Below are 25058 nucleotides of genomic sequence, written 5' to 3'. Positions count from 1 at the left end.
AAATGAAAAGACAAGTTTTAGCATTCATTATACCACTTACTGCAAGATTTGAAGGCTTTAGTGCAAAAAGTTATATTTGCCCCGCTGGTTTTAAAACAATAGGCTATGGTAGGAATTTAGAAGCAAACCCACTCACTAAAGAGGAAGAGGCTTTATTAATTAATGGAGAGGTTAGCAAAGAATTAGCACTCTCTTGGCTAGAAAAAGAACTTAGTAAGGATTATGAGCTTTTAGTTTCTCATTTTTCGTTTTTTAAGGAGTTAGATTATAAAAAACAAGCCGCACTAGTAGATATGGTTTATAATCTTGGTTTTAGAGGTTTTTTGAGTTTTAAAAAAGCCATTAGTGCATTAGAACAAAAAGACTATCAAAAAGCAGCAATGGAGCTTAAAAACTCTAAATGGTTTAGACAAGTTAAAAATAGAGCTTATGAAATTATCAATCTCATTTTAGAATAAGGATTTATATGAAATATTTAACTGCCTTTTTGGCTTGTTTAGCTCTTTTTTTGGGTTTTCTTTATAAAACCGAGTTAAAAGAAAACGAGAATTTAGAGCTAAGATTAAGCTTAGAAAATGCCAATACAAAAACACTAAGTAAGGCATTAGAAGAACAAAACAAAGCTTTTAAGGCTTTAGAAGTAAAGCAATCGCTAGAGCCTTTAAGTGTAGAAAGAGTGCAAAAGGTTTTTTTAAAAGATACAAGTTGCCAAAGTGAGTTAGAGGCTTATAAAAGCTTATTTTTAGAGCTTGGGAAAAATTAAAAGATTAAAACTACTATAAGGGTGGTAAGTCCTTATAGTAGAAAGTTTATGGTTGGCAGTCATCTATTTTTGTTTTTTAACAAAAACGCCCTTATCTCCTCTCTAAAAAGAGTGATAAATACTGCAACAACTGCAATGAATAAATTTAAAAAATCCATTATGGACTCCTAGTTCTTTGTGTTTTCCCACCCACAAGCCCAAAAATTAGCCAAAAAAAAAGCCCAACCCTACAAGAGAGCTAGGCTAAAACACAACTAGGTTACCATAAACTTTTTTATCCATCTACCAAATGGACTAAAAAGATTATAACATAAAAAAATTTTTTTAACCCTTAATTTAAACTTTTAAAAATCCTAAAATATCTTAAATTTTTAAAGGTTGTTTATGAAAATTTTATTTTTATCTCTGCTTTGTCTTATCTTTATAGGTTGTAGTGCTAAACCCATTGTAAAAATGCAAACAAAAGAGGTGCTAATACCTATTAAATGTAATCTAGTTTTACCCAAAAAGCCAAAAGAGGATGGGAGCTTTGAAAGCCATAAAAATTTATCGCTTTATTTTTTGAAGGTAGAACAAATTGCCAAAGATTGCACAAAATAAAGTGAGATTGCAAAAATCTTACAAGAGAGGATTAAAGTTAAAAAGCAAAGCTCCCTCACGAAGTAGCGCGGAGCCTTTTTGCACTGCACTTCGTTTGTGGATAACGCTTCGCTTGTATGGGGATTTGAAAGGACAGCCTGCTGTCCTTCATTGCAAGAGGAGGCTTTGCCTTCTTGCGAAGTTAAAATAAAAGAAATTAAAAAGCGAAGCTCCCCGCAAGCGTAGCGTAGTGGCACAGAGCCTTCAGGGGTTTGGAAAGGACACTTGTGTCCTTCCTCGCGTAATGAGGAATTCACAACCCCAGCGAAGTTAAAATAAGCAGGTTAGAATCTTTTCTTTTTGCCTTTTATTTTATTAATTCTACCATTTCTTTAATGGCATTTTCTAAACCCGTAAAGATAGATTTTGCGATGATACTTTGTCCTATATTTAGTTCTATAATTTCTTGGATTTGTAAAATAGGTGTTAGGTTGTGGTAGTTTAGCCCATGTCCTGCAGCAACTTCTAATCCTAGCCATTTGGCTTCTTTAGAGGCGTTTTGTAAATCTTTAATAGAGTTTAAATAAAGTTCTTTTAGCTCTTCCTTTGGGAGTTCTAATTCTTTTATAGAATGCTGTGTGCGTGATAGATTAGAAAAAAGCATAAGATGGAGATTTGCATAAGTTCCTGTATGGAGTTCCACCATATCTGCCCCTACTTCTTTTGTGCTACAAAGAGTTTCTAGGTTGGTATCAATAAAAAGCGAAACCTCTGTGCCTATCTTTTTGCATTCTTTGGTTATCTCTTGTATTCTTGTAAAATTTCCTAATACATCTAAGCCACCCTCTGTTGTGATTTCTTGTCTATTTTCTGGGACAAGTGTAATGCGGTGCGGCCGGAGTTTTAAAAGAAATTCAATAATTTGTGGATTGATAGAAGATTCTACATTAATAGGCAAAAACGAAGATTGGATAATGCGTTCTACATCACTATCATGCATATGGCGTCTATCTTCTCTTAGGTGTAAAGTAATTTGGTCTGCACCTGCTCTTTTGGCTATAAAAACTGCTTCAAGCGGATCTGGATCGTTAATCGCTCTTGCTTCTCTTAGTGTGGCAATATGATCAATATTTACTCCAAGTAACATTTTTGTCCCTTTTATAGTGGATAAAAAAGATATTCTAACCAAAAATTCTTTAAAATAAGTGTTTGAATATTTATAAAAGGTTTTTTAAAATGGTTATGGTTTTTGATTGTGAGACAATACCGGATGTAGAGCTGATTAAACAAGTTTTTGCAGGAGAATTTCAAAAAAGAGGTTTTGAGAGCGAAGAGGATTTGGAGATTTCAAAAAAAGCTCAAGAGATTCAAAGTGAGCTTAGTGGAAGTGAGTTTCTACCTTTGCCTTTTCATCAAGTGGTTTCTATTTCTGCGGTATTTTGTGATGAGTATGGGAATTTTAAAAAAGTGGGAAATTTTAAAAGCATAGGAGAAAGCAAAGAAGAGAGAGAAAAATCCCTACTCTTAGCTTTTTTTGATTATCTTAATAAAAATCAGCCTAAATTAGTAAGTTTTAATGGGCGTGGTTTTGATGTGCCTATGCTTTTACTTAGAGCGATGAAGTATAAAATTAGTGCAAATGCTTATTTTGAGGTGGATAATCCACAATACAATAAAAATAAATGGGAAAATTATCGCCAACGCTATAGCGAGCGTTTTCATACAGATTTATTAGATGTGCTTGGAGGATTTAATATTAGAGGGTTGAAACTAGATGTGGTGGCAAATTTAGTGGGATTTCCTGGTAAATATGATGTGCATGGGGATATGGTTTTGGATTTGTATTATCAAAATAAATATGAAAAGATTGATGAATATTGCCAGAGTGATGTGTTAAATACCTATGGTGTGTATCTAAATTATGAGCTTTTACAAGGAAATTTAACGCATGAAGATTATAAGAATATCTTAAGAGATTGGCAAGAGAAATTGCCAAAAGATAAAGCATACCATAGTTACTTTTTTGATACAATACAAAAGCAAATTGAAGTTTAAAAAGGAAAAAAATGCTCTCTAAAGATATTGTGCAGTTTAGTGAAATGCGTTATGAAATACGCGCTTATTTATGTTTTTTGTTTCAACGCAATATTAAAAATCACTTGCCCCATATTGAACTTAATAAGATTATTGATGGAATGCAAAAGATACAAAAAGAGGTAGGGCTTTTTGAACTTTTGTATGTGTTGGATGCGAGTGGTAATCTAGCTATTGATGCTATAAGTAGTGATGCAAATTTACAATGCAAAAAGGGCGAAAACCATAACGATAGAGCATATTTTTATCGTGCAGTTAGAGAGAAAAAATGTATTTTAACCGATCCTTATCCCTCATTAGCAAGTGGAAATCTAGTTGTTAGTGCTGCTTATCCTTTGTATAATGAAAAAGGAAAGCTTATGTATGTGGTGTGTTTAGATATACCTTTAGAGAAAACAAGTTTGCTTGTGCGTCCTATGCCACTTTTTGGCTTTTTTTCTAATTTTAGAAAATTTATGTATGCAGGGATGTCTTTTGCTCTATTTATGGTGTGTGCACTCCTTTTGGTAAAAGGGGGGATTAGCTTGTTTGGATCCTTGCAGAAATTTGATGGGTTAGATATTAAAGATGTGTTTGAAGCAACTATTTTAATCACACTCTCACTTGCAATTTTTGATTTGGTGCGAGCAATTTTTGAAGAAGAAGTATTAGGTAGGCAAAAATCTCAAGATTCTAAAATGGTGCATAAAACAATGATAAGGTTTTTAGGATCTATTGTAATTGCATTAGCGATTGAAGCTTTAATGCTTGTATTTAAATTTACTATTATTGAGCCAGAAAAAATTATTTATGCGGTGTATTTGATTGTAGGGGTTACGCTTTTGTTGATAGGCTTGTCAATTTATGTGAAATTTACAGCTTTTGCACGAAAAGATTAAAGAGGATTGTATGCTTGGAATTGTAGATTATAAAATGGGAAATCTTGCAAGCGTGCAAAATGCTTTTTTGAAAGTGGGAGCTAAAGCCAAGATAGTTAGAGAAGTTGAAGAATTGCTTTTATGTTCGCATTTGGTTTTGCCAGGTGTTGGGGCTTTTAAAGAAGCTGTTTTACATTTAAAAGAAAGAGGATTAAAAGAAGCATTAGAAGAGTATGTAAAAAGCGGAAAACCTCTTCTTGGGATTTGCCTTGGAATGCAATTATTATTTGAGCGTAGTTTTGAGTTTGGAGAGAGTGAGGGACTTTGTTTTTTAAAAGGAGATGTTTTACCTTTTGATAAAGCTTTAGATAGAGGATTTAAAATTCCTCATGTAGGTTGGAATGAAGTTTTAAAGATAAAAGAAAGTCCTTTATTGGCAGGAGTAGAAGAGAGGTTTTATCTTTATTTTGTGCATAGTTTTTATGTAGAAAATCAGGAAAATGCACTAGCAATTAGTGAATATGGAGTTTCTTTTTCTTCTATTGTGCAAAAGGATAATGTTTTTGGTATCCAGCCTCATCCTGAAAAATCGCATGATGTAGGTTTAAAAATTTTAGAAAATTTTGTGAGAATTTAAGGAGAATATATGCAGATTATACCCGCTATTGATTTAAAAGAAGGTAATGTTGTAAGGCTAAAACAAGGGGATATGGAGAGTGCAAAAATCTATGATAAAAGCCCTTTGGAGTTTGCAAAGTTGATAGAAGGAATGGGAGCAGAGATTTTGCATATTGTAGATTTAGATGGTGCAATATGCGGAACACCTAAAAATAAAGAAGTGATTTTAAGTATCACACAAAACACAAATTTAAAAGTAGAAGTAGGTGGTGGGATAAGAGATGAAGCCACGATTAAAGAATATCTAAATATTGGTGTAAATAGGGTGATTTTAGGATCTATGGCGTTAAAAAATCCTACTTTGGCAAAAACTTTGGCTAAAGACTATCCTATTATTATTGGAATTGATGCAAAGAATGGTTATGTAGCAACGCAAGGTTGGGTAGAGAGTGAGAGCATTTTAGCGCTAGAATTTGCAAAAGAGTTTAAAGAAAGTAAGATTTTGGGAATCATTTGCACTGATATTAGTTGTGATGGTATGCTAAGTGGAGTAAATGTAGATTTTACAAAAGGCATTAAAGAGGCAAGTGGGCATTTTGTGATTGCAAGCGGAGGGGTTTCAAGTTTAGAGGATTTGGAGAGATTACAAAGCGAAAAAATAGATGGAGTGATTGTAGGAAAGGCTTTTTATGAGGGCAAAATTGACTTAAAAGAAGCTTTTAAAAAATTTGCTTAAAGCCCAAGCATAAGGACATTCCAAAGTTTATCAACTTCATCGTCTTCTAAAAGTTCTATTTGTAAGTTAAAAAGATTTTCTAGATGGGAGAAAGTTAGGATTTCTCCCTTTAAGCAATGAGGATGTGCACATACAAAACCTCTTGTAATGCAAACTTCTTCATTTAATATTCCTTCACAGATTAAACAGCTTTGCAAGGAATTATTGCGTCCTTCAAAATTTAAAAGCTTAATGTAAAGATTTAAGATTGTGCGTTTGGGATTTTCCTTTAAAAGACGCATAGAGCCTTCTTCTAAGAGATTAAAATAAAAATCTTCTAGTGTGCTAATATCTTTTAGATGTGTATGGAGAAGTTTTAGAAATTGTTGCCAAAAATAGCGTTTTTGCATTTCTTTTTCCCACGCAAATCCAAGATGGATAGGATCACGCAATTTTCCAATTTCTCTTAAGTCTTTTTCTATATAAAAATCAATTTTATTGCCTAAGTGAATAATGCTATGTCTAGCACCATAGAAGCGGTAGAGAGTGTAAAGTTGCTTAGGACTTAGCACCTTTACTAATAAATCTTCCTCTCTAACCTTTTGTGTATGAAGAATGTAGCCTTGCATTTTGTCCTTATAGCTTACTTACAATCTCTAAAGTATCACGCGCAATCATTAATTCTTCGTTGGTTGGGATTACGCAAACTTTTACCTTAGAATCTTTTGTAGAGATAATACCTTCTTTACCTACGGTTTGTAAGTTTGCTTCTTCATCTAAAGTGATTCCTAAAAATTGCAAATGAGAAACGATTTTTCCTCTTATGAATTTTGCATTTTCTCCTACTCCTGCACAAAAGACAATGGCATCTACCCCGCTAAGTGCAGCTGTGTAAGAGCCAATGTATTTTGCTACGCGGTAGGCAAAAACCTCTCTTGCAAATCTTGCTTTTAAATCACCTTTTTCATCTGCTGCTAGTAAATCTCTAAAATCACTAGAAAGTCCAGAAATACCTAAAACCCCTGATTTTTTATTAAGAATATTTAGCACTTCTTGTGTGCTTTTGTTTTCTTTTTGGGCAATGTAATCAATAATAGCAGGATCTAAATCCCCGCTTCTAGTTCCCATTACTAAGCCCTCAAGCGGTGTAAGTCCCATACTTGTATCTACACTTTTTCCATTCTCAATCGCACAAATGCTAGAACCATTACCTAAATGGCAAGTGATGATTTTAGAATTTTCTAAACGAATACCTAAAAATTCGGCAGTGCGTTTTGAAACATAGCTATGGCTTGTCCCATGGAAACCATAGCGACGGATTTTATATTTTTCATAATATTCATAAGGAAGCCCATAGATAAAAGCACGCGGTGGCATAGTTTGATGGAATGCTGTATCAAAAACAGCTACCATAGGAGTTTGTGGCATTAAATGCTTACAGGCTTTGATACCTAGAAGATGTGCGGGATTGTGTAAGGGTGCTAAGTCTGCACATTCTTCTATGTGTCTAATGACTTCTTCATTAATAAGTGCAGATTTTGTAAAATGTTCTCCACCATGCACAATTCTGTGTCCTATGGCTTTAATTTCACTAAGAGAAGAGAGAATACCTATATCTTTATCAATAAGCGTATTTAAAACAATCCCAATAGCTACTTCATGATCTTTTAGCTCCACTTCTTGTGTGATTTTATCTTTGTTTTTTGCCTTATAGCTAAAAGAACCACCACTAATTCCTATTCTATCGCATATTCCACTTGCTAAAACTTCTTCAGTGTTTGCATTGATGAGTTGGTATTTTAAAGAAGAACTACCACAATTTATTACTAAAATATCCATTTTTTATCTCCTTATTTTTGTTGCTGTGCTTGAAGTGCGGTAATAGCTACTACACCTACAATATCTTCAGCACTACAACCTCGTGAGAGGTCATTTACTGGCGCACTAATTCCTTGTGTAATAGGTCCATAGGCTTCTGCTTTTGCTAGTCTTTGGACAAGTTTATAGCCGATATTTCCTGCATCTAAATCAGGGAAGACTAATACATTTGCCTTTCCAGCACAAGTGCTTTGGGGAGCTTTGGAAGCACCTACACTTGGGACTATTGCTGCATCTAGTTGGAATTCCCCATCAAGTGCAATGCTTGAATCAAGAGCCTTTGCGAGTGCTGTGGCTTCAATCACTTTATCTACATCAGGATGTTTTGCACTTCCTTTTGTGGAGTGAGAGAGCATTGCCACAACAGGTTCAGCACCCACTAAAGCCTTAAAACTATAAGCAGAATCGATTGCAATTGAAGCTAGTTCTTCTGCATTTGGATTTTGCACTAAGCCACTATCAGAGAAGATAAAAACTCCATTTTCTCCATATTCGCAATTTGGAACTACCATAATAAAAAATGCAGAAACAAGTTTGGAAGTTTTTTTAGTTCCTAGAATTTGTAAAGAGGCTCTAAGCACATCAGCAGTAGAGTTGATTGCACCTGCTACCATACCATCAGCTTTTTTGCTTTTAACAAGTGCTACGCCAAAATAAAGCGGATTTTCTAAAAGCATTGCGCGTGCAGATTTTTCGCTTAATCCTTTATGTCCTCTTAGCTTAACAAAAAGTTCTACATAATTTTCAAGCTCATCACAAGATTGCGGATTAATAAAGGTTGCACCTTCTAAATTCAAATCCTTAGCTTCTTGTTTGATTTGTGCTTCATCACCTATTAAAATAAGATTGGCTATTTTTTCTTTTAAAATAGTATGTGCTGCTTGTAGCGTTCTTATATCATTGGTTTCTGGTAGAACAATGGTTTGTAGATTTGCTTTTGCTTTGTTTTTGACTTCTTCTATAAAACCCATTTACATTCCTTTTATTTGATTTGTTAAATCTATTGTAGAATTTTTAGTGTGAAGGAAGTATAAAAAAGTAAAAAATATGGTAAAAAATTTAAGAGTGTGTAAATTTTTCCCTTAGTATTTTTTTACCAAATTCAACACCGGGTTGGTTATATGTATCAATATGTAACATAATACCTACACAAGAAGTAAGCAATTCATAATAAAAGATGAGACTTCCAACGCTTTCTTCGTTTAAAAAGCTAACAGAGATGGAATCTACAGGCACATCTTGAGAAATAATACTTTCTTTTGTAGATTGGCATTGGAGCTTTAAAAGAGTGTTAAAAGAGGCTTGATTGACAAAGTCTGTATCCTCTAGCCCCTTTAGGCTAATATCTGGGATATAAAGGGATTTTTGCGAGGATTTTTCAATGTTTAAAAAAGTAACACTTTTGTTTTTAGGGCCTTGCATGATGAGTTGTAAAAATGAATGCTGATCAATGCTACCAATAAGTGCAATAGGAGTTAAACCTCTTCTTTGTTCATAAGCGTCTAATTTACCCAAAGATTCTCCCCATAGTTGGACATACCAAGAATTAAAATGTCTAAAAACACTGCTATAAGAAAAAAGCACATTAATGGGGTAGGCATTTTCCCCTTTGGCTAAAAATAGAGCTTTTTTGAGAATGGAATTAGTAGGGTTTTCAAAAAATAAATGGCTAATATTTGCAGCACCCTTTAGGATTTTTTTAACATCATAACCTAAGAGTGCAAGAGGGATTAAGCCAACAGCACTTAAGACAGAAAACCTTCCGCCAATGTTTTTATCAATGCAAAAATATTGTATTTTTTCACTCTTAGCCCATAAAGAAAGAGGAGAATCTCTATCGGTGATGACTAAAAGATGTTTTTTATTAGCATCTTGCAAGAGCTTATATTTTGCTAAGATAAATTTAAAAAGTGAAGTGGTTTCTATGGTTAAACCTGATTTTGAAATCACAACAAAAAGGGTTTCTAGTGGATTTATTCTTGTAAGCTCTTTTTGAATCATAATAGGATCTGTGTGTTCTAAAAAGCGGAGCTTGATTTTTTTTCTATTTGCTTGATGGGAAAGGAGTGCATCAATTGCTTTAGCGCCTAAAGAACTTCCACCAATGCCTATAATTATAAGGCATTTTATTTTTTCTAAAAAATTTTGTTCTTGTTTTAGATAGTTGTCAATATAATCTAAGTTTGCAAAAGGTAAGTGGTAATAGCCACTAGAATCGTTACTTTTCTCACTCACCACTTTTTTAAAGAAAAATTCTAAATTTTTGGGTGCAAAAAGATTAGGCCTATCTCCAAGAAAGTTATTGAAATTATCCCAAAGTTTTAGCAAATGCTTTCTCCAACAAAATAAGCCATATCTACAAGACGGCAAGAATATCCCCACTCATTATCATACCAAGCACTCACTTTTATGTGATTTGGTGTAGCAACAAAAGTGCAATCAGGAATAAAAATACTGCTATGGCTATCACCTATGAAATCACCAGATACTCTTTTGTCTTCATCTATTAAAAGGAGATTTTTAAACTCATTTTTGGAAGCTTGTAAGAAAGTTTCATTAATGAGTTCTTTGCTTACTTCTTTGCTAAGAATGCAAGTTAAATCCACTAAACTTACATCAGGAGTTGGAACGCGGATGGATAAGCCGTTTAATTTTCCTGCAAGTTCTGGCATAACAAGCCCAATAGCTTTGGCAGCTCCTGTTGAAGTAGGTATCATATTGAGTGCAGCAGCTCTTGCTCTTCTTAAATCTTTATGTTTAGAATCTACTAGATTTTGATCGTTTGTGTAGCTGTGGATAGTTGTCATTAAGCCACTTTCTATATTGAAGTTAGAATGCAATATTTTTACAAGAGGAGCAAGTGCGTTGGTAGTGCAACTTGCATTAGAAATTACAGGTTCATTATTATATTTTGTGTGATTAACACCATAAACAAATGTAGGAGTATCTTTCGCGGGTGCAGAAATAACAACGCGTTCTATTCCTCCATAAAGGTGTGCACTTGCTTTTTGTAAATCATTAAATGCACCTGTGCATTCTAAGACTACTTTAGCTCCATATTTTCCAAAGTTTATTTCTTTGATTTCTCTTGTGCTAATGAGTGCAATATTTTTTTGTTTGCCGATACTTAGTGTATTTTCATCTATTTTTGTAACTTCACTACTTTTATGCACAGAATCGTATTTTAAAAGATGAATAAGAGTATCTATGGGTGTAGTTGAGTTGATAGCTACAAGCTCCAAATCTTCTCTTTCTGCTAAGATTTTACACACACAAAGTCCAATTCTTCCTGTTCCATTTACTGCTACTTTTAATGCCATTAAAATTCCTTTTAATTATTTTTTAAAGATGGAAAAAACGCTTGATTGTAGTGTAAATTTTATTAAAGAAGGCAAAATTATGGTGTTATTTTTTAAATTTTTAATTAAGATTTGTTGCAAAGTGCTAATTTTATGCTACAATAACGATGTTTTATTTTAAAAAACGGAGGTTCTAAAGATGAACAAGTCAGAGTTTGTCGATCTAGTAAAAGAAGTAGGCGAGTTTGAAACTAAGAAAGAAGCAGAAAGAGCAATCAGTTCTTTTGTAGCAGCAGTTGAGAAAGCTTTAGCTAAAAAAGAAAGCATTGAGCTTGTAGGCTTTGGTAAATTTGAAACAGTTCTTCAAAAAGGTAAAGAAGGAACAGTTCCAGGAACAAACAAAAAATACAAAACTAAAGATAAGTTTGTTCCAAAATTCAAAGCTGGAAAAGGTCTTAAAGACGCTGTTGCAGCTGCAAAAAAATAACTTCTTTTCCTCCTTTGGAGGAGCTTTCTAAAATCTAAAACACATATAAAATCTTACATTAGTCCTCGTAGCTCAGCTGGATAGAGCACACGATTCCTAATCGTGAGGCCATGCGTTCGAATCGCATCGTGGACACCACCTTTATAGCAAAACTTTATAATTTTTTTTGTAAAATAACAAAGAATGAATTTATTGCAAGGAAACAAGATGGGAAAGCTAAGTGCAGGAATACTTGGGATTTTTTTGTTACTAAGTAGTGTGGTGTTTGTGTATGGCATAGGCAAGATAGCGTTTGAGTTTAGAGAAAAAGAAAGAAGCGTTGTGGTAAAGGGATTAAGTCAAAAAGAAGTCAATGCAGATGTGATGATTTTGCCTATCCAATTTAGTAAAACAAATAATGATTTGAATGCACTTTATAGAGATTTAGATCAAGATTCTAAAAAACTTATGGATTTCCTTGTAAAAAATGGAATCCAATCTAGTGAAATTACTTTAAAAACTCCTGTAGTAACAGATAGGCTTGGCAATATGTATGGTGAGGATAAAAATGTTACTTATCGTTATTTGGGAACTGGAAAGGTATTGCTCTATACTAAACAAGTAGAATTGGGTAGAGAGATTTTAACAAAACTTGCAGAATTAGGAAAAGAAGGAATAATCATTAAAATAAATGATTATGAAGTAGAGTATCTTTATACTAAGCTTAATGAGCTTAAACCACAAATGATTGAAGAAGCTACGATTAATGCAAGAGAGGTTGCCAATAAGTTTGCACAAGATTCTAAAAGCACATTGGGAAAGATTAAAAGTGCAACGCAGGGGCAATTTAGCATAACAAATCGCGATAATAATACTCCTTATGTCAAAAGTGTGCGTGTTGTTTCTACCATAGAATATTATTTAAAAGATTGATAAGGGATTAAAATGATTATTAAAGGTGCGATGATTTGTGATGCTAAGCAAGAGCAAAGAGGAGATGTAAGGATTGAGGGAGGCAAGATTACAAAGGTGGCTAGAAGTATTTTGCCTAATGCAGAGGAAGAGATTTTAAATGCAGAGGGTATGATACTTTTGCCAGGTGCGATTGATTTAAATATAAGAGTAAAAGATTCTCAACTTACTAAAAATAATCTTGTTGAGCTTTCTAATAAAGCGGCAAAAGGCGGGGTAACCTTAGGGGTTTTAATGCCAGATTGTTATCCTGCTCTTAGCACAGAAATGGGAGTGGAGCTTTTAAATGCTTTAAAAGAGGATTTTAAGGCAAAAATTATTCCAGCAGTTGCAAGTTGTGGAGAGAAGCTATCAAGTGGGAATTATGGTATTAATGAATTATCCACTTTATATAAAAAAGGTGCTTGTGCTATTTATACACAATCTAGTGAAGAGGGAAATATTCTTAAGCGTGCAAGTGAATTTTCTTTGATGTTGAAAATGCCAATGTTTTTTGCTTGTGAAGATGAAAGTCTTAGTGCAAATGGTGTAATGAATGATGGAGAACTTTCATGGAGATTGGGACTACCTGCAATTTCTACTTTAAGCGAAACAAAAGAAGTGGCAAAGATTAGTGAAGTAGTTTGTTTTATGGGGGTAAAATCGGTATTTTTAAGTGTAAGTGCGGATAGATCTATGGAAATTTTATTAGAAGCAAAGCGAAAAAATAAAGATATTTTTATCCAAACTTCTATCCATCATTTAATGCTTACAGAAAATCTTTGCAATGGTTATAACAGTGCAGCCAAGATTAAGCCACCTCTAAAAAGTGAAGAAACAAGACAAAAATTTGTCAAACGCTTAAAAAAAGGAGAAATTGATTTAATCACTTCTTTGCAATCAGAAAGTTCTTTGTCTAAGAAAGATTTAGCTTTTGATGAAGCCTCTTTTGGTGTGGATATGATAGAGCATTATTATTCTTTATGCTATAGTGCGCTTGTAAAAGAAATGCATTTAAGTTTGCAAGAAATGAGTAAGATTATCTCTTATAACCCTGCTTTAGTTTTGGGAGTGGAGAAAAATAAAGGTCTTATTGAAGTAGGATATGATGCGGATTTGGTTTTACTAGATCCTAAAGAGAGTGAAGTGATTAGCGAGGTAAGTTCTCCTTATTATGATTGGATTTTAAATGGGAAAGTTAAAAAAGTCTTCATTGATGGAGAAATTCTTTAAGGAAGAGATATGGAAGCAAGAATAATGTTAATTTTGGATAAAATGCTAGATTGGTTGGTGGATTTTTTGCCTAATTTAATCAGTGCAATTTTAATTTTAATTGTGGGATTTTATCTTGCAAAAATTCTTTCTAAATATCTTTCAAAGGCAGTGATTAAAGCAACTAAAGATGAAACTTTTGGAAGCTTTTTTAAAAATGTAGCTTTTGTAGCTTTGCTGATTTTGGTGATTATTACAGCATTAAGTAACTTAGGAGTAAAAACTACTTCAATTATTGCAGTTTTAGGAACAGCAGGACTTGCTATTGCACTTTCTTTAAAAGATTCTTTATCTAATCTTGCGGGTGGAATTATTTTGGTGGTTTTACGCCATTTTAAAAAGGGAGATTTGATTAATGTAGCGGGAATTATGGGGATTGTAGAGAGTATCAATCTTTTCCATACTAAGCTTATTACCCCAGATAATCAAGTAGTGATTTTGCCTAATTCTTCCATAGTGGCTGCTCCTATTACAAATATTTATGCTAATAGAACGCGTAGAATGGATTTAATTTTTGGGATTTCTTATACAAGTGATTTGCAAAAAGCAAAGACAATTTTAGAAGAGATTTTTAAAGAGGATGCAATAGTTTTACAAGAGCCTCCCACTGTTGTTGGGGTGAATAATCTTGGTGCAAGCAGTGTAGATTTGCTTGTAAGATTTTGGGTGAAAAGTGAAGATTATTTTAGTGCAAAGATTAATTTGCCACAGAAAGTTAAGCTTGCTTTTGATAAACAAGGGATTGAAATACCTTATAATAAGCTAGATATTAATATTAATAATGCACAATCTTCGCAAGTCTTGCCACTTTTAAAGGGAGAGTAATGGAGCTTATAGGTGCAAGTCATGTATTAGTTTGTGATGATGCTTTTAGTATTCTTAAAGAAGGTGGAGTTTTATATGATGAGGAAGGTATTTTAGAGGTTGGGAATTATCAAGAGCTTTTAGCTAAAAATCCAAAAACCTCTACTTTTTATGAGAAATGTATTTTAACACCCGCATTTGCAAATTTACATACACATTTTGAATTTTCCCAAAATGCAGGAATTTTGCAATATGGTAGTTTTGAATCTTGGCTAGATAGTGTAATACAAAATAGAGAATATTTGATGGATGAAGGGCTAGAAGATAGCATAAAAAAAGCCATTAGAGATAATTTAAAAAGTGGTGTGAGCTTTGTGGGGGCTATTTCTAGCTATGGATATGATTTAGAGATTTTGGCAAATTCTCCTTTGCGTGTGCTGTATTTTAATGAAGCAATAGGATCCAAAGAAGAGGCTTTACCTTTTTTATTTTCTAATTTAAAAGAAAGGCTAACCCAAAGTCAAAAATTTAGTTCTAATCGCTTTTATCCAGCACTTGCTATCCATTCTCCTTATTCAGTGCATCCTAAACTATTAAAAGATGTTCTTACTTTAGCAAGTGAGGGAAATTTACCTCTTAGTGTGCATTTTTTGGAATCTAGTGCAGAATTAGAATGGCTGCAAAAGGGGAGTGGATATTTTTTGGAGTTTTTTGAAAAGTTTTTTAGAGAGGCTTGTAAGCCTTTTTATACTCCTTTAGAATTTTTGGAATATTTTAAAGAGCATAGGGCATATTTTGTGCATTTACTAGAAGCAAATCAAGAGATAAGAGAGGTGCTAAAAGCAATTAATGCAAAGGTAATTAGTTGTCCTAGATCCAACCGTCTTTTAAATAATAAAATGCTTTCTTTAAAGGATTTTAAAGAAAATGGATTTAAAACCATTTTTGCAACAGATGGCTTAAGTTCCAATGATAGTTTAAGTCTTTTAGATGAGCTTAGAATTGCTTTATATGCTTATGTAAATGAGCCATTAGAAACTTTAGCACAAGAACTTATTTTGGGGGTGAGTAATTATGCTTTTAAAGATAATCCTATGGGAATACAAGCAGGGATTTTGCAAAAGGGTTATGTGAGCGATTTTGCACTTTTTAAATTAGAGGCAAAAGATCAAATTGCATTGCAATTAATCCTTTATGCAAAAGAGGTAGAGGCACTTTATATTGCAGGTAAAAAGATTGAACTTTAAAGGAAAAAGAGAATGGAAAAATTATCTATTTTTAGAGAGTATGATATAAGAGGAGTGTATCCTAAAGAGCTAAATTTTGAAAATGTTGTAAAGATTGGGTATTTAATAGGTTTAGAACTAAAAAGGCGTGGAGGAAAAACAATAGCGGTGGGCTATGATGCAAGATTACATTCTTGTGAGATTTTTAGTTATCTTATTCAAGGTTTAGCAAGTGCAGGAGTTTTGGTTTATACTTTAGGGGAGATTCCTACGCCGGTTGCTTACTTTGCACTTTATCAAGAGTTTGATGGAATTAGGCTTGATGGAAGCGTGATGATTACAGGTTCTCATAACCCAAAAGAATATAATGGCTTTAAAATTACGCTTTTAAAAGAACCTTTTTATGGTAAGGACATCTATAAATTAGAAGAAGAATTTTACAAGCTAGATTTACCGCAAACTAAAGAGGTTAAGCCAGAATTTTTACCCGCATTAGAAAAATATATAGAATTTATGGTAAAGGAATTTGGCTCTTTAGAAGGTTTAGATGTGCCTATTTGTATAGATTGTGGGAATGGCGTGGCAAGTCTTGGAGTTGCAGAGATATTTAAAAGACTTAAAATCAACTATAAAGGCTTATTTATGGAGCCAGATGGGAATTTTCCAAACCACCATCCAGATCCTAGTGAAGAGAAAAACTTAAGTTTTATCAAAGAAGAATTGCAAAAAAGTGGTGGAATCGGATTTGCCTTTGATGGAGATGGGGATAGATTGGCAGTGCTTAAAAAGGATAAAATTTATAAAGGTGATGAGCTTGCTATTATTTTTGCAAATAGTATTGAAAATCCTTATGTGATAGGCGAGGTAAAATGTTCGCTAAATATGTATGAGGCAATTTCAAAAATCGGCAAGACATTGATGTATAAAACAGGGCATAGCAATTTAAAAGTGATGTTAAAAGAACAAAATGCAGATATGGCTTTTGAGGTTTCAGGACATATTTTCTTTAAGCATCGTTATTTTGGTTATGATGATGCTACTTATGCACTTTTGAGGCTTTTAGAGCTTGTGAAAAAAGATGGAATGGCATTTGATAAGGTTTTAGAAGATTTGCCTAAATTATATTCTACAGATGAAAAAAAGATAGAAAGCACAGATGAGAAAAAATTTATCCTTATTGATAGGCTAAAAGAAGCCCTTAAAAATCCTCCTAAAGATTTTCCCAAAATAGTAGAGATTGTAGAAATAGATGGAGTAAGAGTGATTTTTAAAGAGGGTTGGGGGCTTATTAGAGCAAGTAATACCACCCCAGTTTTAGTTACCCGCTTTGAAGCAAAATCTAAAGAAAAAATGGACTTTTATGAAGAGAAGCTTTTAGAACTTTTAGAAAATGTGGGATAAAGGTTTAAAAATAAGGAATAAGTATAGTATTTATACTTAAAAGAGGTGGGAAGGGGGGACTTCCCTATAACTCTTAAAGTGGATTTTTGTAGGTTTTTATAATATCTTTTTTGTTGTTAGTTCTGTCTAAAATATAAAGTATATCTTCTTTGATTGCCATAGATTTTGGATTATCTAAACCTTGAATTTCATAGGCATCTATAATCTTGGCATTTTTATAATCAATCACAAGCATTGTGCTATAACGCATACTTAAAGCAAGCATTTTATCCCCTACGATACTGCTTGCAACAATATAGTAGTCATTAATACTCCTATTATCCTTAAGCTTTAAATGGGGAGCCACACTTAAAGGTGTTTCGCCACTTAGCATATAGTCTTTAGTGCTTGCATAGGATAAAATGAGTTTAGGACTAAATTTATTGGGTATGCTAAGAAGATATAAAAATTCTCCATCACTTGCATAAGAATGCACATAGTTTTGTTTAGCTCTAATGGTTAGAATATATTTTCTTGAAGGTTCAAGCCAATTGTTTTTATTTGTGTAAAAAGCAGGCATGATAGAACCACTTGTCTCTTTAAAGGCTTGCCATTCTAACATAGGATCGATTGTGGTATTTGTATCTACTTTTTGAATGCCACTAAAGGTTTTATTGAAAGCTCCTATAATTAGTTTATCTCCTATAAAAGTTGCATCGACGATATATTTCATATCATAACCATTAGTTTTATCAAACAAAACATAGCCAGTAGAATTTTTAAAATCCTTAGTGTAGGCTACTGCCATTTCATTGCTAATGAGTGCAAATTCATCATTTTCTTTATGGTAGGCAATTGCATTGAGTGATTTAAAGTTGCTAAGCTTAGGAATAGAAATTTCATAGTCTTGACTAAGAGGGGTAATACTTTTATGAAGCTCAAATGCACCTTCAGAGCTATCTCTTTGGATTTGCAAACCACTAGGTTCTATTAAATCTTTAATATAAACATTTTCGGGAGTATTTTTTCCAAGTAGATTGAATTTAAAAAGTCTGCTCCAAACTTCAGTTGTCCAAGTTTTAGTCATAATACTCATATCAAAAGTTAAGCGATCAGGATTAGATTTGCCAGTAAATGGTGGGATACCATTTATAATTAAAGCTTGAAAAGCATTAGAACAAACCACTAAAAAAGAAGCAATGATAACTATTTTAGAATATGTGTTTAGAGGTTTTGCCTCTACTTTCTCATGACTTAAATCACGCATCATAGAGCTTTTTTTATGGATAAAAAGGAGGGCTAATCCCATAACCACCACAACACACCAATAAACTACAACAGCCCAAGTATAAGTATGTGCCCCCACTAACTTATCGCCAAGTCCTATGCCAATATCTCTTTGCCACCAACTAGCAGTATGGCGGACACCCATATATATCCCATACCCTGCAAATAAAAATACACATACTATATATTTTATTTGGGGACCATAACGCAAGATAAACATACCCAAAATTCCAATAACTACCATTCCAATGCGTTCAAACCAGCAAAGAGTGCAGGGAGATTCGTTGTGAAAATAACCTAAATATATGTTGGCAAATCCTACAGGAATAGCAAGTATTAGCAATACAGCTGTAGCCATAAAAAGATAAAAATATTGATCATTTTTACTCATATATGTATTCATACCAACTCCTTACCAATTTCCACTAGGAATAACAGAGTCAAAACTTGCAACTAAATACATAAAATAGTTAAGGCAAGCTCCTGCAAGAAAAATACCAAAAATTAATTTTTCTCTTTGGGGTTTAATCAAAATCAGCAATATAGAAATTGCTAATAAAACAAGTATAGTAAATTCCATAATATCCTCCTAATATTAAAGTGGTAAAATTATATGTAGTTTTTATTTAAAAAATATTTATTTTTTATAAATATAATTATAAATTTTAAAAATAATATATAAGTATAAGTTTTAATATAAATTTAATAATTTAATGTTTTTAGCTTAAAAATGGAAGAATTTATTTTTCTTTTAATGCTTGGAAATCTAATTTTTCTAATCTTTTTCAAATTTTAATCTTTGCAAATTTAATTTTAAATACTTTTTTGTTTGTAATAAAATTAAGATTAAAAAAAGTATTGAAGGATTGAGCAAAAAAGATAAAATGCAAAATAATAAAATCTTAATACTTAAAATAAAGCTTCAAAGAAGCTTGAAAGCCTTTGTGATATTTAAGTAAATTAAACTTTAGTATTTGGGGGGATATAAAATCATTTAAATACTTTAGTAGGGATTGTATCACAAAAATCAAGTGGTAAAATTTCTGAAAATTTGGGATAATAGTGGATAAATTGATCTAAGAATTGCTTGTTTGCAAAGAGTTCTCCGCAGATGAGGACATTTTTTGTTTGGTAGTTTTCTTCTAAATCGCGTAAGAAGTTTGCAAAAAATTCTGCTAAGGAATCTAAAATCCCAAAACTTAGTAATTCTTTATCTACACCTGCTAGATGGAAGCTCATTGTAGAACAAATAGTTTTTAATGGATTTAAAAAGATGCCTTCTTCATTTTTTTCTAGTTTAAAATCAATTCTTGGACCCTTATTTCCCATAAAATTTTTAGCATTTAAAAGTAGGTTGTTATAAGCTTCTTTGAGTGCATCTTCTAAATTTTCTTTTGTGGAAAATCCTAAAAATAAACCACAAACACCTATTAAATCCAAAATATTTTTTGAAATTCTACTTTCCTCTTGAAAGCTTTGGAGATAATGGATAGTAGTTTCATTAGGAGTGGTAAAATTTTTTACTAATTTTTGAGTGGTTTCATTAAAGGTATTTAGGGTTTTTAAAATAAGTTTTGGATTAGTTTGAAAGCTTATAGGTAGCGTTAGCTTGAAAGTTTGCTGTAAATACATTAAAACCAAACTTTCTTCTTTGCCAAGATAGAGTGCATTGATATTATGAAGTTCTTCCTCTTCTATTTTATGCTTGAAGGCTTGTAGAATATTAGTTTGCTTAAAAATGTGGGGGATAATGATAGCATTAGAACCAAGAGTAATTTTGGGGGAGGGAATATCTTTAGCAAAAAAGGCGCAAATTCCATTTTGGATTTTTTCTTCTCCTATAGGGAGCAAGTAAAGTCCATTATAATTTTCTAAGAATTGAGCCAAAAGTAAGAGAATAGGATCGTAAGGAAGAATGCAAGATACTTCTCTAGTAGGAAAGAAGTCTTTAAAAATGCTTTTGTGACGCAAAGAAATGATAGGCTTTTCAAGAGTGGCTAATGCTTCTAATTCTTCTTTGGAGGCTACAAAAAAAGTTTGGGCACTATTGAGGCAAAAAGGCATAAAAGTAAAGTCTTCATTGATAGGTGTTGGTGTATTTTCATCTAGTAAAACTAGAGATTTCTTGCCCATAGAGGTTTTAATAAATACTTCTTCTTTTGCTATAAGTTTTTTAGAGATTTTGTCTAGAGCAATTTGTAAATCCTTAGCATTTTGGATAGGAATTTTCTCTCCATTTTCTATAAGGGTGAGTTTTTCTTGTTGGTAACCTATGAAATTTTGCCAAAGATTGCAAAAGTTTGAAGAGTTTTTTTGGGTGATGTTGGCTAGTTCTTGTGGGCTAAAATAAGAGAAGTTTTTAAAATCTAGTTGGGAGTTTTCATAGGGAGTTGTAACTTGAATTAATTCTTTAAAAGTCCATTGCAGTGAGAGAGGGATTATATTTTGTAGTGTATTACAAAATTCTAACAATTCCTTTTCTTCACCTTCTAGACAAATTTGCAAAGAAGTTTCATTAAAAGAGAAAGTAGGGGAGAGATTGTGAGCACTCTTAAAGATGGCTTGTAAGAAGAAGTCTCTCACTTTCATATCTTCTTTAAGGGTATTAATCTTGCTAAAGACCAAAGAGATTATCATTTAAAAACCTTTATAGGATAAATTTGCAATTTCTTGTAAGGGTTTATCACTTTTTTTTGTATAAGATATTCCAAAGGATTTTAGAAAATTTAAAGCTTGTAATTCCATAAGTTTAGCACCTTCTAAAACTTTGGAGGAAAGTTCAAAAGTTGGATCAGTTCCGATAATTACAGGTTTAATGCCTAAGATTTTAGTGGGTGGCAAATCGCCTAGCATTTCAATCATTTGAAGAGTTTGAAGCATTTCTACTTCATGTGCACTTCCAGCCCATGTGATATTGTGTGGAATCTCCTTAAAATCAAAATAATACACCGCACCAATTTCTGCATCATTTGCATCTACACAATCTAAGATTAAAACTCTATCATATTGTGTAATGATGGGAATTAGATGTTGTGCCATCGTTCCTCCATCTATGATGTCTAAAGTGTGGCTAGTGTTAAAAGAATAATTGACTTTAAGGAGATTGGCTAAATGCACCCCAATCCCCTCATCCCCAAATAGGATATTACCTATGCCTAAAATGAGGATTTTCAATTACTGCTCTTCTTTTTCAAATTTTACACCACTTACAATGGTGTCAATCCCAGATCCAGGGAATCTTGTTGCATTCCAAGAAGCCATATAAATATGAATAGGGATAAAAATAACAAAAGCCCAAGTTAAAATATGGTGCCACAATCTTACATTTGCAATTCCACCAAACACCACTTCTAAAGATTTCATAGCAGGAGCAATAAAGCCACCAAGCCCCTCATGATAAACATTAGCGTGTAAAATTAACCCAGTTAGACAAATTGCTACAATCAAAAACATCACAAACATATAAGTGGCAAGTTGTAAAGGATTATAAGCACCTTTCATATGTGGATGTCCGCCTAAAAGCATATAGGTTTTTAAAATCTTAATCCATACAATAGGATTGATAAAATCTAAAAAAGATTTTCGCTCAAAACTGCATTCTTTTGTGAATACAAAAAGATAGATTCTAAAAATAGAAATCGCAATGAGTAAAAAACCAAAAATTAAATGCCAACTTCTCATGAGTGCATACAAAAATCCTGTTGGCTCACCGCTAAAATTATCAGGAGCTAAAAAAGGATAGGCAATATAAAAGCCAGTTGCAATAAGAGCAAAAATAGCAATTGCTCTAATCCAGTGGAAAATCCTTGTAAGTTTTGAAAACTCATAAATGGGTTTATAAGAAGCCATAGTTTCCTCCTTTAAATCCCACAATTAAGAGCAATAGGATTGATTTTGTAATTAGATAGCTCATTACCTTTTGTATCCATAACATGCACCGCACAAGCAATACAAGGATCAAAAGAGTGAATGGTTCTAATAATTTCCAAAGGTTGCGTGAGGTTTTCAATTTTTGTTCCTACTAATGAAGCTTCATAAGGCCCCATTTGCCCTTTAGCATCTTTAGGGCCTGCATTCCAAGTGCTTGGAACGACGCATTGGTAGTTAGAAACCACACCATTTTTAATTCTAATCCAGTGGCTTAAAGTTCCTCTAGGCACATTTCCGATATAGCGTCCTTTATATTCTGCATTATTATCAATTTTATAAGGAGCACAAGTGCTTTGATCGCTTTTTAAATTTTCTACAAGTGAATTAAAAGCTTCAATTCCATAAGTTGCAGAAAGTTTGCACTCTAATACTCTAGCAGCTGTTCTTCCTAAAGTGGAGAAAAGTGCTTCAATAGGCAATCCTGTATCTTTTAAGAATTGTGTTGCAATTTCTGTAATTCTAGGATTTTTTGCAGCAAGCCCTACTACAATTGCTGCAAGTGGTCCTACTTCCATAGCATCACCATTGTAGCGTGGAGATTTAATCCAGCTATATTTTCCTTTAATGTCTAGTGCTTTTGTGTCAATCTCTGTGCCTTCAGGTCCTATAGTTTTAGTATCTACAAAACCAGTATAGTTTGCATTTGTTTCTCCATCATAAGGGTGGAGTGCTTTATCGTTTTTATACCATGAATGTGTAGCTTCTTCAGTAATAAGTGCTTCTTCTAGTGGGTGAAGTTTAGAAATATCTCCATCCCTTACAATACCAGTGCTATAAAGAGTTTCTGTTTTGTTGATTGGAATTTCAGCATGGCATAGGAAGTTTCTAACGCCACAGCCTTTTAATACGCTAGGCTCATTTTTATACACTTCAGCAGCCATTACAACATCGGCATAATAAGCACGATTTACAAAATCTGCAACTTCTTCGTATTTTGTTTTCCAATCTGCTAATCTTGATGGATCTAAAATATCAGCCACACAAGTTACACCACCAACGGTTAAGCTTTGTGGGTGGGGTTGCTTAGCACCAAAGATTGCCATCATTTGTGCAGCAACTCTTTGCACATCTAGTGCTTTTAGATAGTGTGAAAGAACAATTAAGTTTTGTTCAGGAGAGAAGCGATAAGTTTTATGTCCCCAATATGCGTTAGCAAAAGGTCCTAATCCTTGTTTTGCACTTGCAAATTTTGCAACTTTTTCTTGCGCAGCTTTAAGCTCATCAGCTCCCGTTGCGATAGGATTTTTACTGTATTTAAAGGCAAGCTCGCTTGCTTTTTTAGGATCTGCTTTAAGTGCAGAGGTAATATCACACCAATCAAGACCATGTAAGTGATAAAAATGCACCAAATGATCATGTAATACTAAAGAAACATTCATTAAAGAACGCACCATTTCAGCATTAAAAGGAACTTTAATTCCAAGAGCATTTTCTACTGCACTAATTCCTGCTTTATAGTGAGAGTAAGTGCAAACACCGCAAATTCTTTGCACCATAAAGCCCACATCTCTAGGATCTCTATCTTTTACGATTACTTCTATACCTCTCCAAAGAGTAGAACTAGAATAAGCCTCTTTAATAATATTGTCTTCATCAACAATTACTTCAATTCTTAAATGTCCCTCAATTCTTGTGATAGGATCTACGATAATTCTTTTTGACATTTATTCCTCCTTATTTTTCTTTCTTGATATTGGATAAGAGTGCATGGGCTGCCATACCAATAGCGGCTGCACCAAGTAGTGTAATACCAATATTATCTGCTGTTCTATCTGCACCACTAAAGAGCGGAGCATTATAGAGTTTGCTAGCAAGAGGCTCTTCAAAAGGACCCATACTGTCCCAAAAGTTTGGCTCACTACAACCTATACAGCCATGTCCTGCTTGAATAGGCCAGCTTGTGTGGGAGTTGAAGCGAAGTTTAGAGCAATTGTTAAAAGTATAAGGACCTTTACAGCCTACTTTATAGAGGCAATAACCATTTTTAGCTCCCTCATCACCAAATGTTTGGACAAATTCTCCTGCATCAAAATGTCCTCTTCTTTCGCATAAATCGTGGATTCTGTGTCCATAAGCCCATTTTGGACGATTGAAAGCATCAAGGCTAGGCAATGTGTTAAAGAGGATAAAATGGATAACATTTCCTACAATATTTTTTTCGCTAGGAGGGCAACCAGGGACATTAATAACAGGTTTTGAAATGACTTCACTAAGAGGCTTTGCGGCAGTTGGATTAGGATTTGCTGCTTGAATCCCGCCAAAGCTCGAACAGCTTCCAATTGCAAAAATAGCTTTTGCATATTCGCTAGCTTCTCTTGCACTCTCTAATCCACTTTTTCCATGTGCTCCAATTGTTAAAAACCCTCCATTTTCTCCTGTTGGGATACCGCCTTCTACCATTAAAATGTATTGGTTTTTGTATTTTTCAATTGCGGTTTCTAAATTATGTTCTGCTTGAAAACCAGAAGCTGCCATAAGGGTTTCATGGTATTCTAAAGAAATATAATCAAAAATTAAGCTTGCAATTCCAGGGCCATCACTTCTAAGAAGACTTTCACTACAGCCGGTGCATTCTGCCATATGTAGCCAAATTACAGGAAGTCTGTCTGCAACTTCAGCAGCTTTTGCAGTAAGTGGGGTAAAACTAGCAGGTAAAGAAAGCATTGCAGTCATTGCACCTGCCCATTTCATAAAATCTCTTCTTGAGATACCATTTTTTTGTAACATTTTTTTAATGCTTTGTCCCTTTTTTAGAGGGGGAAGCTTAGATATTTCATCTAGCCTTTGTTTTGCCAGTTCAAGTTTAGTGTGTTCTAACTCCATAGGTTACTCCTTTATTTTGGGAAGTTCAAAATTTTGAAAAAATGCTTTAATAGGCTAAAAAGCAACTTTCTAACGCTTTTATTCTAGCACTATTTGTTAAAAAGTTAAATAAAATT

Annotated in this window: 27 protein-coding genes and 1 tRNA gene; 15 read left to right on the top strand and 13 right to left on the bottom strand. The window is 33.3% G+C overall.

Translation table 11 applies throughout. The features are described 5' to 3' along the window. The first annotated feature begins 2 nt into the window (after nt 1-2). The 4 genes from B6S12_RS03945 (at nt 3) to B6S12_RS11035 (ending at nt 1588) form a co-directional block, all read left to right on the top strand. A complete protein-coding gene (locus B6S12_RS03945) occupies nt 3-458 on the top strand; it encodes a glycoside hydrolase family protein (RefSeq protein WP_111229511.1) in 456 nt (151 codons plus the stop codon). An 8-nt stretch (nt 459-466) separates the two neighbouring features. Next, nucleotides 467-763, top strand: a complete 297-nt coding sequence (locus B6S12_RS03940; RefSeq protein WP_111229510.1) for a hypothetical protein — start codon at nt 467-469, stop codon at nt 761-763. A 384-nt stretch (nt 764-1147) separates the two neighbouring features. Next, a complete protein-coding gene (locus B6S12_RS03935) occupies nt 1148-1363 on the top strand; it encodes a hypothetical protein (protein WP_111229509.1) in 216 nt (71 codons plus the stop codon). 78 nt (nt 1364-1441) lie between these two features. Beyond that, entirely contained in the window at nt 1442-1588 is a 147-nt protein-coding gene (locus B6S12_RS11035) for a hypothetical protein (protein ID WP_181450945.1), read from the top strand. A 121-nt stretch (nt 1589-1709) separates the two neighbouring features. On the opposite strand, the gene B6S12_RS03925 is transcribed toward B6S12_RS11035, so the two are convergent. Further along, nucleotides 1710-2489 (bottom strand): pyridoxine 5'-phosphate synthase, encoded by a 780-nt coding sequence (locus tag B6S12_RS03925; RefSeq protein WP_111229507.1) that lies wholly within the window; start codon nt 2487-2489, stop codon nt 1710-1712. Nucleotides 2490-2578: 89 nt separating this feature from the next. Between B6S12_RS03925 and B6S12_RS03920 the strand changes: the two genes are divergently transcribed. The 4 genes from B6S12_RS03920 to hisA are packed head-to-tail and all read left to right on the top strand — an operon-like array spanning nt 2579 to nt 5647. Beyond that, nucleotides 2579-3397 carry a 3'-5' exonuclease gene (locus B6S12_RS03920; RefSeq protein WP_111229506.1) on the top strand — a complete coding sequence of 273 codons (819 nt, stop codon included), beginning with the start codon at nt 2579-2581 and terminating at the stop codon, nt 3395-3397. A gap of 11 nt (nt 3398-3408) precedes the next feature. Further along, nucleotides 3409-4314: a PDC sensor domain-containing protein gene (locus B6S12_RS03915; RefSeq protein ID WP_111229505.1), complete on the top strand. Its 906-nt coding sequence runs from the start codon at nt 3409-3411 to the stop codon at nt 4312-4314. Between the two features lie 10 nt (nt 4315-4324). Then, the gene (gene hisH, locus B6S12_RS03910; RefSeq protein WP_111229504.1) at nt 4325-4930 is read left to right on the top strand and encodes an imidazole glycerol phosphate synthase subunit HisH; all 606 of its coding nucleotides are present in this window, start codon (nt 4325-4327) and stop codon (nt 4928-4930) included. A gap of 9 nt (nt 4931-4939) precedes the next feature. Next, nucleotides 4940-5647: a 1-(5-phosphoribosyl)-5-[(5-phosphoribosylamino)methylideneamino]imidazole-4-carboxamide isomerase gene (gene hisA, locus B6S12_RS03905; protein WP_111229503.1), complete on the top strand. Its 708-nt coding sequence runs from the start codon at nt 4940-4942 to the stop codon at nt 5645-5647. Here hisA and recO read toward each other — a convergent pair. The 5 genes from recO to gap form a co-directional block, all read right to left on the bottom strand. Next, on the bottom strand, nt 5644-6255 hold the full coding sequence (gene recO, locus B6S12_RS03900; protein WP_111229502.1) for a recombination protein RecO: 612 nt from the start codon (nt 6253-6255) through the stop codon (nt 5644-5646). The two genes, hisA and recO, sit on opposite strands and share 4 nt — an antisense overlap. A gap of 7 nt (nt 6256-6262) precedes the next feature. Next, nucleotides 6263-7465, bottom strand: a complete 1203-nt coding sequence (locus B6S12_RS03895) for an acetate kinase (RefSeq protein ID WP_111229501.1) — start codon at nt 7463-7465, stop codon at nt 6263-6265. A gap of 11 nt (nt 7466-7476) precedes the next feature. After that, nucleotides 7477-8475, bottom strand: coding sequence for a phosphate acetyltransferase (gene pta, locus B6S12_RS03890; protein ID WP_111229500.1), 999 nt, complete (start codon nt 8473-8475; stop codon nt 7477-7479). Nucleotides 8476-8563: 88 nt separating this feature from the next. Beyond that, nucleotides 8564-9832 (bottom strand): glucose-6-phosphate isomerase, encoded by a 1269-nt coding sequence (locus B6S12_RS03885; RefSeq protein ID WP_111229499.1) that lies wholly within the window; start codon nt 9830-9832, stop codon nt 8564-8566. After that, the gene (gap, locus tag B6S12_RS03880; RefSeq protein ID WP_111229498.1) at nt 9826-10824 is read right to left on the bottom strand and encodes a type I glyceraldehyde-3-phosphate dehydrogenase; all 999 of its coding nucleotides are present in this window, start codon (nt 10822-10824) and stop codon (nt 9826-9828) included. The genes B6S12_RS03885 and gap overlap by 7 nt, the downstream gene beginning before the upstream one ends. A 178-nt stretch (nt 10825-11002) precedes the next feature. Here gap and B6S12_RS03875 point away from each other — a divergent pair, with 178 nt between their 5' ends. The 7 genes from B6S12_RS03875 to B6S12_RS03845 all read left to right on the top strand — a co-directional run bounded on the left by B6S12_RS03875 (nt 11003) and on the right by B6S12_RS03845 (nt 16923). Further along, on the top strand, nt 11003-11290 hold the full coding sequence (locus B6S12_RS03875; RefSeq protein ID WP_111229497.1) for an HU family DNA-binding protein: 288 nt from the start codon (nt 11003-11005) through the stop codon (nt 11288-11290). 61 nt (nt 11291-11351) lie between these two features. Further along, a tRNA-Arg gene (locus tag B6S12_RS03870) sits at nt 11352-11428 on the top strand. Nucleotides 11429-11497: 69 nt separating this feature from the next. Continuing rightward, complete coding sequence (locus tag B6S12_RS03865; protein WP_111229496.1) at nt 11498-12202, top strand: SIMPL domain-containing protein; 705 nt, start codon at nt 11498-11500, stop codon at nt 12200-12202. Between the two features lie 12 nt (nt 12203-12214). Beyond that, complete coding sequence (locus B6S12_RS03860; RefSeq protein ID WP_111229495.1) at nt 12215-13453, top strand: amidohydrolase family protein; 1239 nt, start codon at nt 12215-12217, stop codon at nt 13451-13453. Nucleotides 13454-13462: 9 nt separating this feature from the next. Further along, complete coding sequence (locus B6S12_RS03855; RefSeq protein WP_111229494.1) at nt 13463-14317, top strand: mechanosensitive ion channel family protein; 855 nt, start codon at nt 13463-13465, stop codon at nt 14315-14317. Next, nucleotides 14317-15543, top strand: coding sequence for an aminofutalosine deaminase family hydrolase (gene mqnF, locus B6S12_RS03850; protein WP_111229493.1), 1227 nt, complete (start codon nt 14317-14319; stop codon nt 15541-15543). The genes B6S12_RS03855 and mqnF overlap by 1 nt, the downstream gene beginning before the upstream one ends. A 12-nt stretch (nt 15544-15555) precedes the next feature. Next, entirely contained in the window at nt 15556-16923 is a 1368-nt protein-coding gene (locus B6S12_RS03845; RefSeq protein ID WP_111229492.1) for a phosphomannomutase/phosphoglucomutase, read from the top strand. 73 nt (nt 16924-16996) lie between these two features. On the opposite strand, the gene B6S12_RS03840 is transcribed toward B6S12_RS03845, so the two are convergent. The 7 genes from B6S12_RS03840 to B6S12_RS03815 all read right to left on the bottom strand — a co-directional run bounded on the left by B6S12_RS03840 (nt 16997) and on the right by B6S12_RS03815 (nt 24942). Continuing rightward, nucleotides 16997-18592 (bottom strand): disulfide bond formation protein B, encoded by a 1596-nt coding sequence (locus tag B6S12_RS03840; protein ID WP_111229491.1) that lies wholly within the window; start codon nt 18590-18592, stop codon nt 16997-16999. Nucleotides 18593-18601: 9 nt separating this feature from the next. After that, nucleotides 18602-18769, bottom strand: a complete 168-nt coding sequence (locus B6S12_RS11030) for a hypothetical protein (protein ID WP_181450944.1) — start codon at nt 18767-18769, stop codon at nt 18602-18604. A gap of 410 nt (nt 18770-19179) precedes the next feature. Continuing rightward, the gene (locus B6S12_RS03835) at nt 19180-20826 is read right to left on the bottom strand and encodes a protein hydE (RefSeq protein ID WP_245892514.1); all 1647 of its coding nucleotides are present in this window, start codon (nt 20824-20826) and stop codon (nt 19180-19182) included. Next, nucleotides 20827-21363 carry a HyaD/HybD family hydrogenase maturation endopeptidase gene (locus B6S12_RS03830; protein ID WP_111229490.1) on the bottom strand — a complete coding sequence of 179 codons (537 nt, stop codon included), beginning with the start codon at nt 21361-21363 and terminating at the stop codon, nt 20827-20829. It abuts the gene before it with no gap. Then, complete coding sequence (gene cybH / locus B6S12_RS03825) at nt 21364-22038, bottom strand: Ni/Fe-hydrogenase, b-type cytochrome subunit (RefSeq protein ID WP_111229489.1); 675 nt, start codon at nt 22036-22038, stop codon at nt 21364-21366. It abuts the gene before it with no gap. An 11-nt stretch (nt 22039-22049) separates the two neighbouring features. Next, a complete protein-coding gene (locus tag B6S12_RS03820) occupies nt 22050-23783 on the bottom strand; it encodes a nickel-dependent hydrogenase large subunit (protein ID WP_111229488.1) in 1734 nt (577 codons plus the stop codon). Nucleotides 23784-23793: 10 nt separating this feature from the next. Further along, nucleotides 23794-24942 (bottom strand): hydrogenase small subunit, encoded by a 1149-nt coding sequence (locus B6S12_RS03815; RefSeq protein WP_111229487.1) that lies wholly within the window; start codon nt 24940-24942, stop codon nt 23794-23796. Between the last annotated feature and the right edge of the window lie 116 nt (nt 24943-25058).

The sequence above is a fragment of the Helicobacter valdiviensis genome (genome assembly GCF_003245365.1).
Lineage (GTDB): Bacteria > Campylobacterota > Campylobacteria > Campylobacterales > Helicobacteraceae > Helicobacter_D > Helicobacter_D valdiviensis.
Note: the sequence above shows the minus strand (reverse complement) of the source record. Positions and strands in the feature narration are given on the sequence as shown.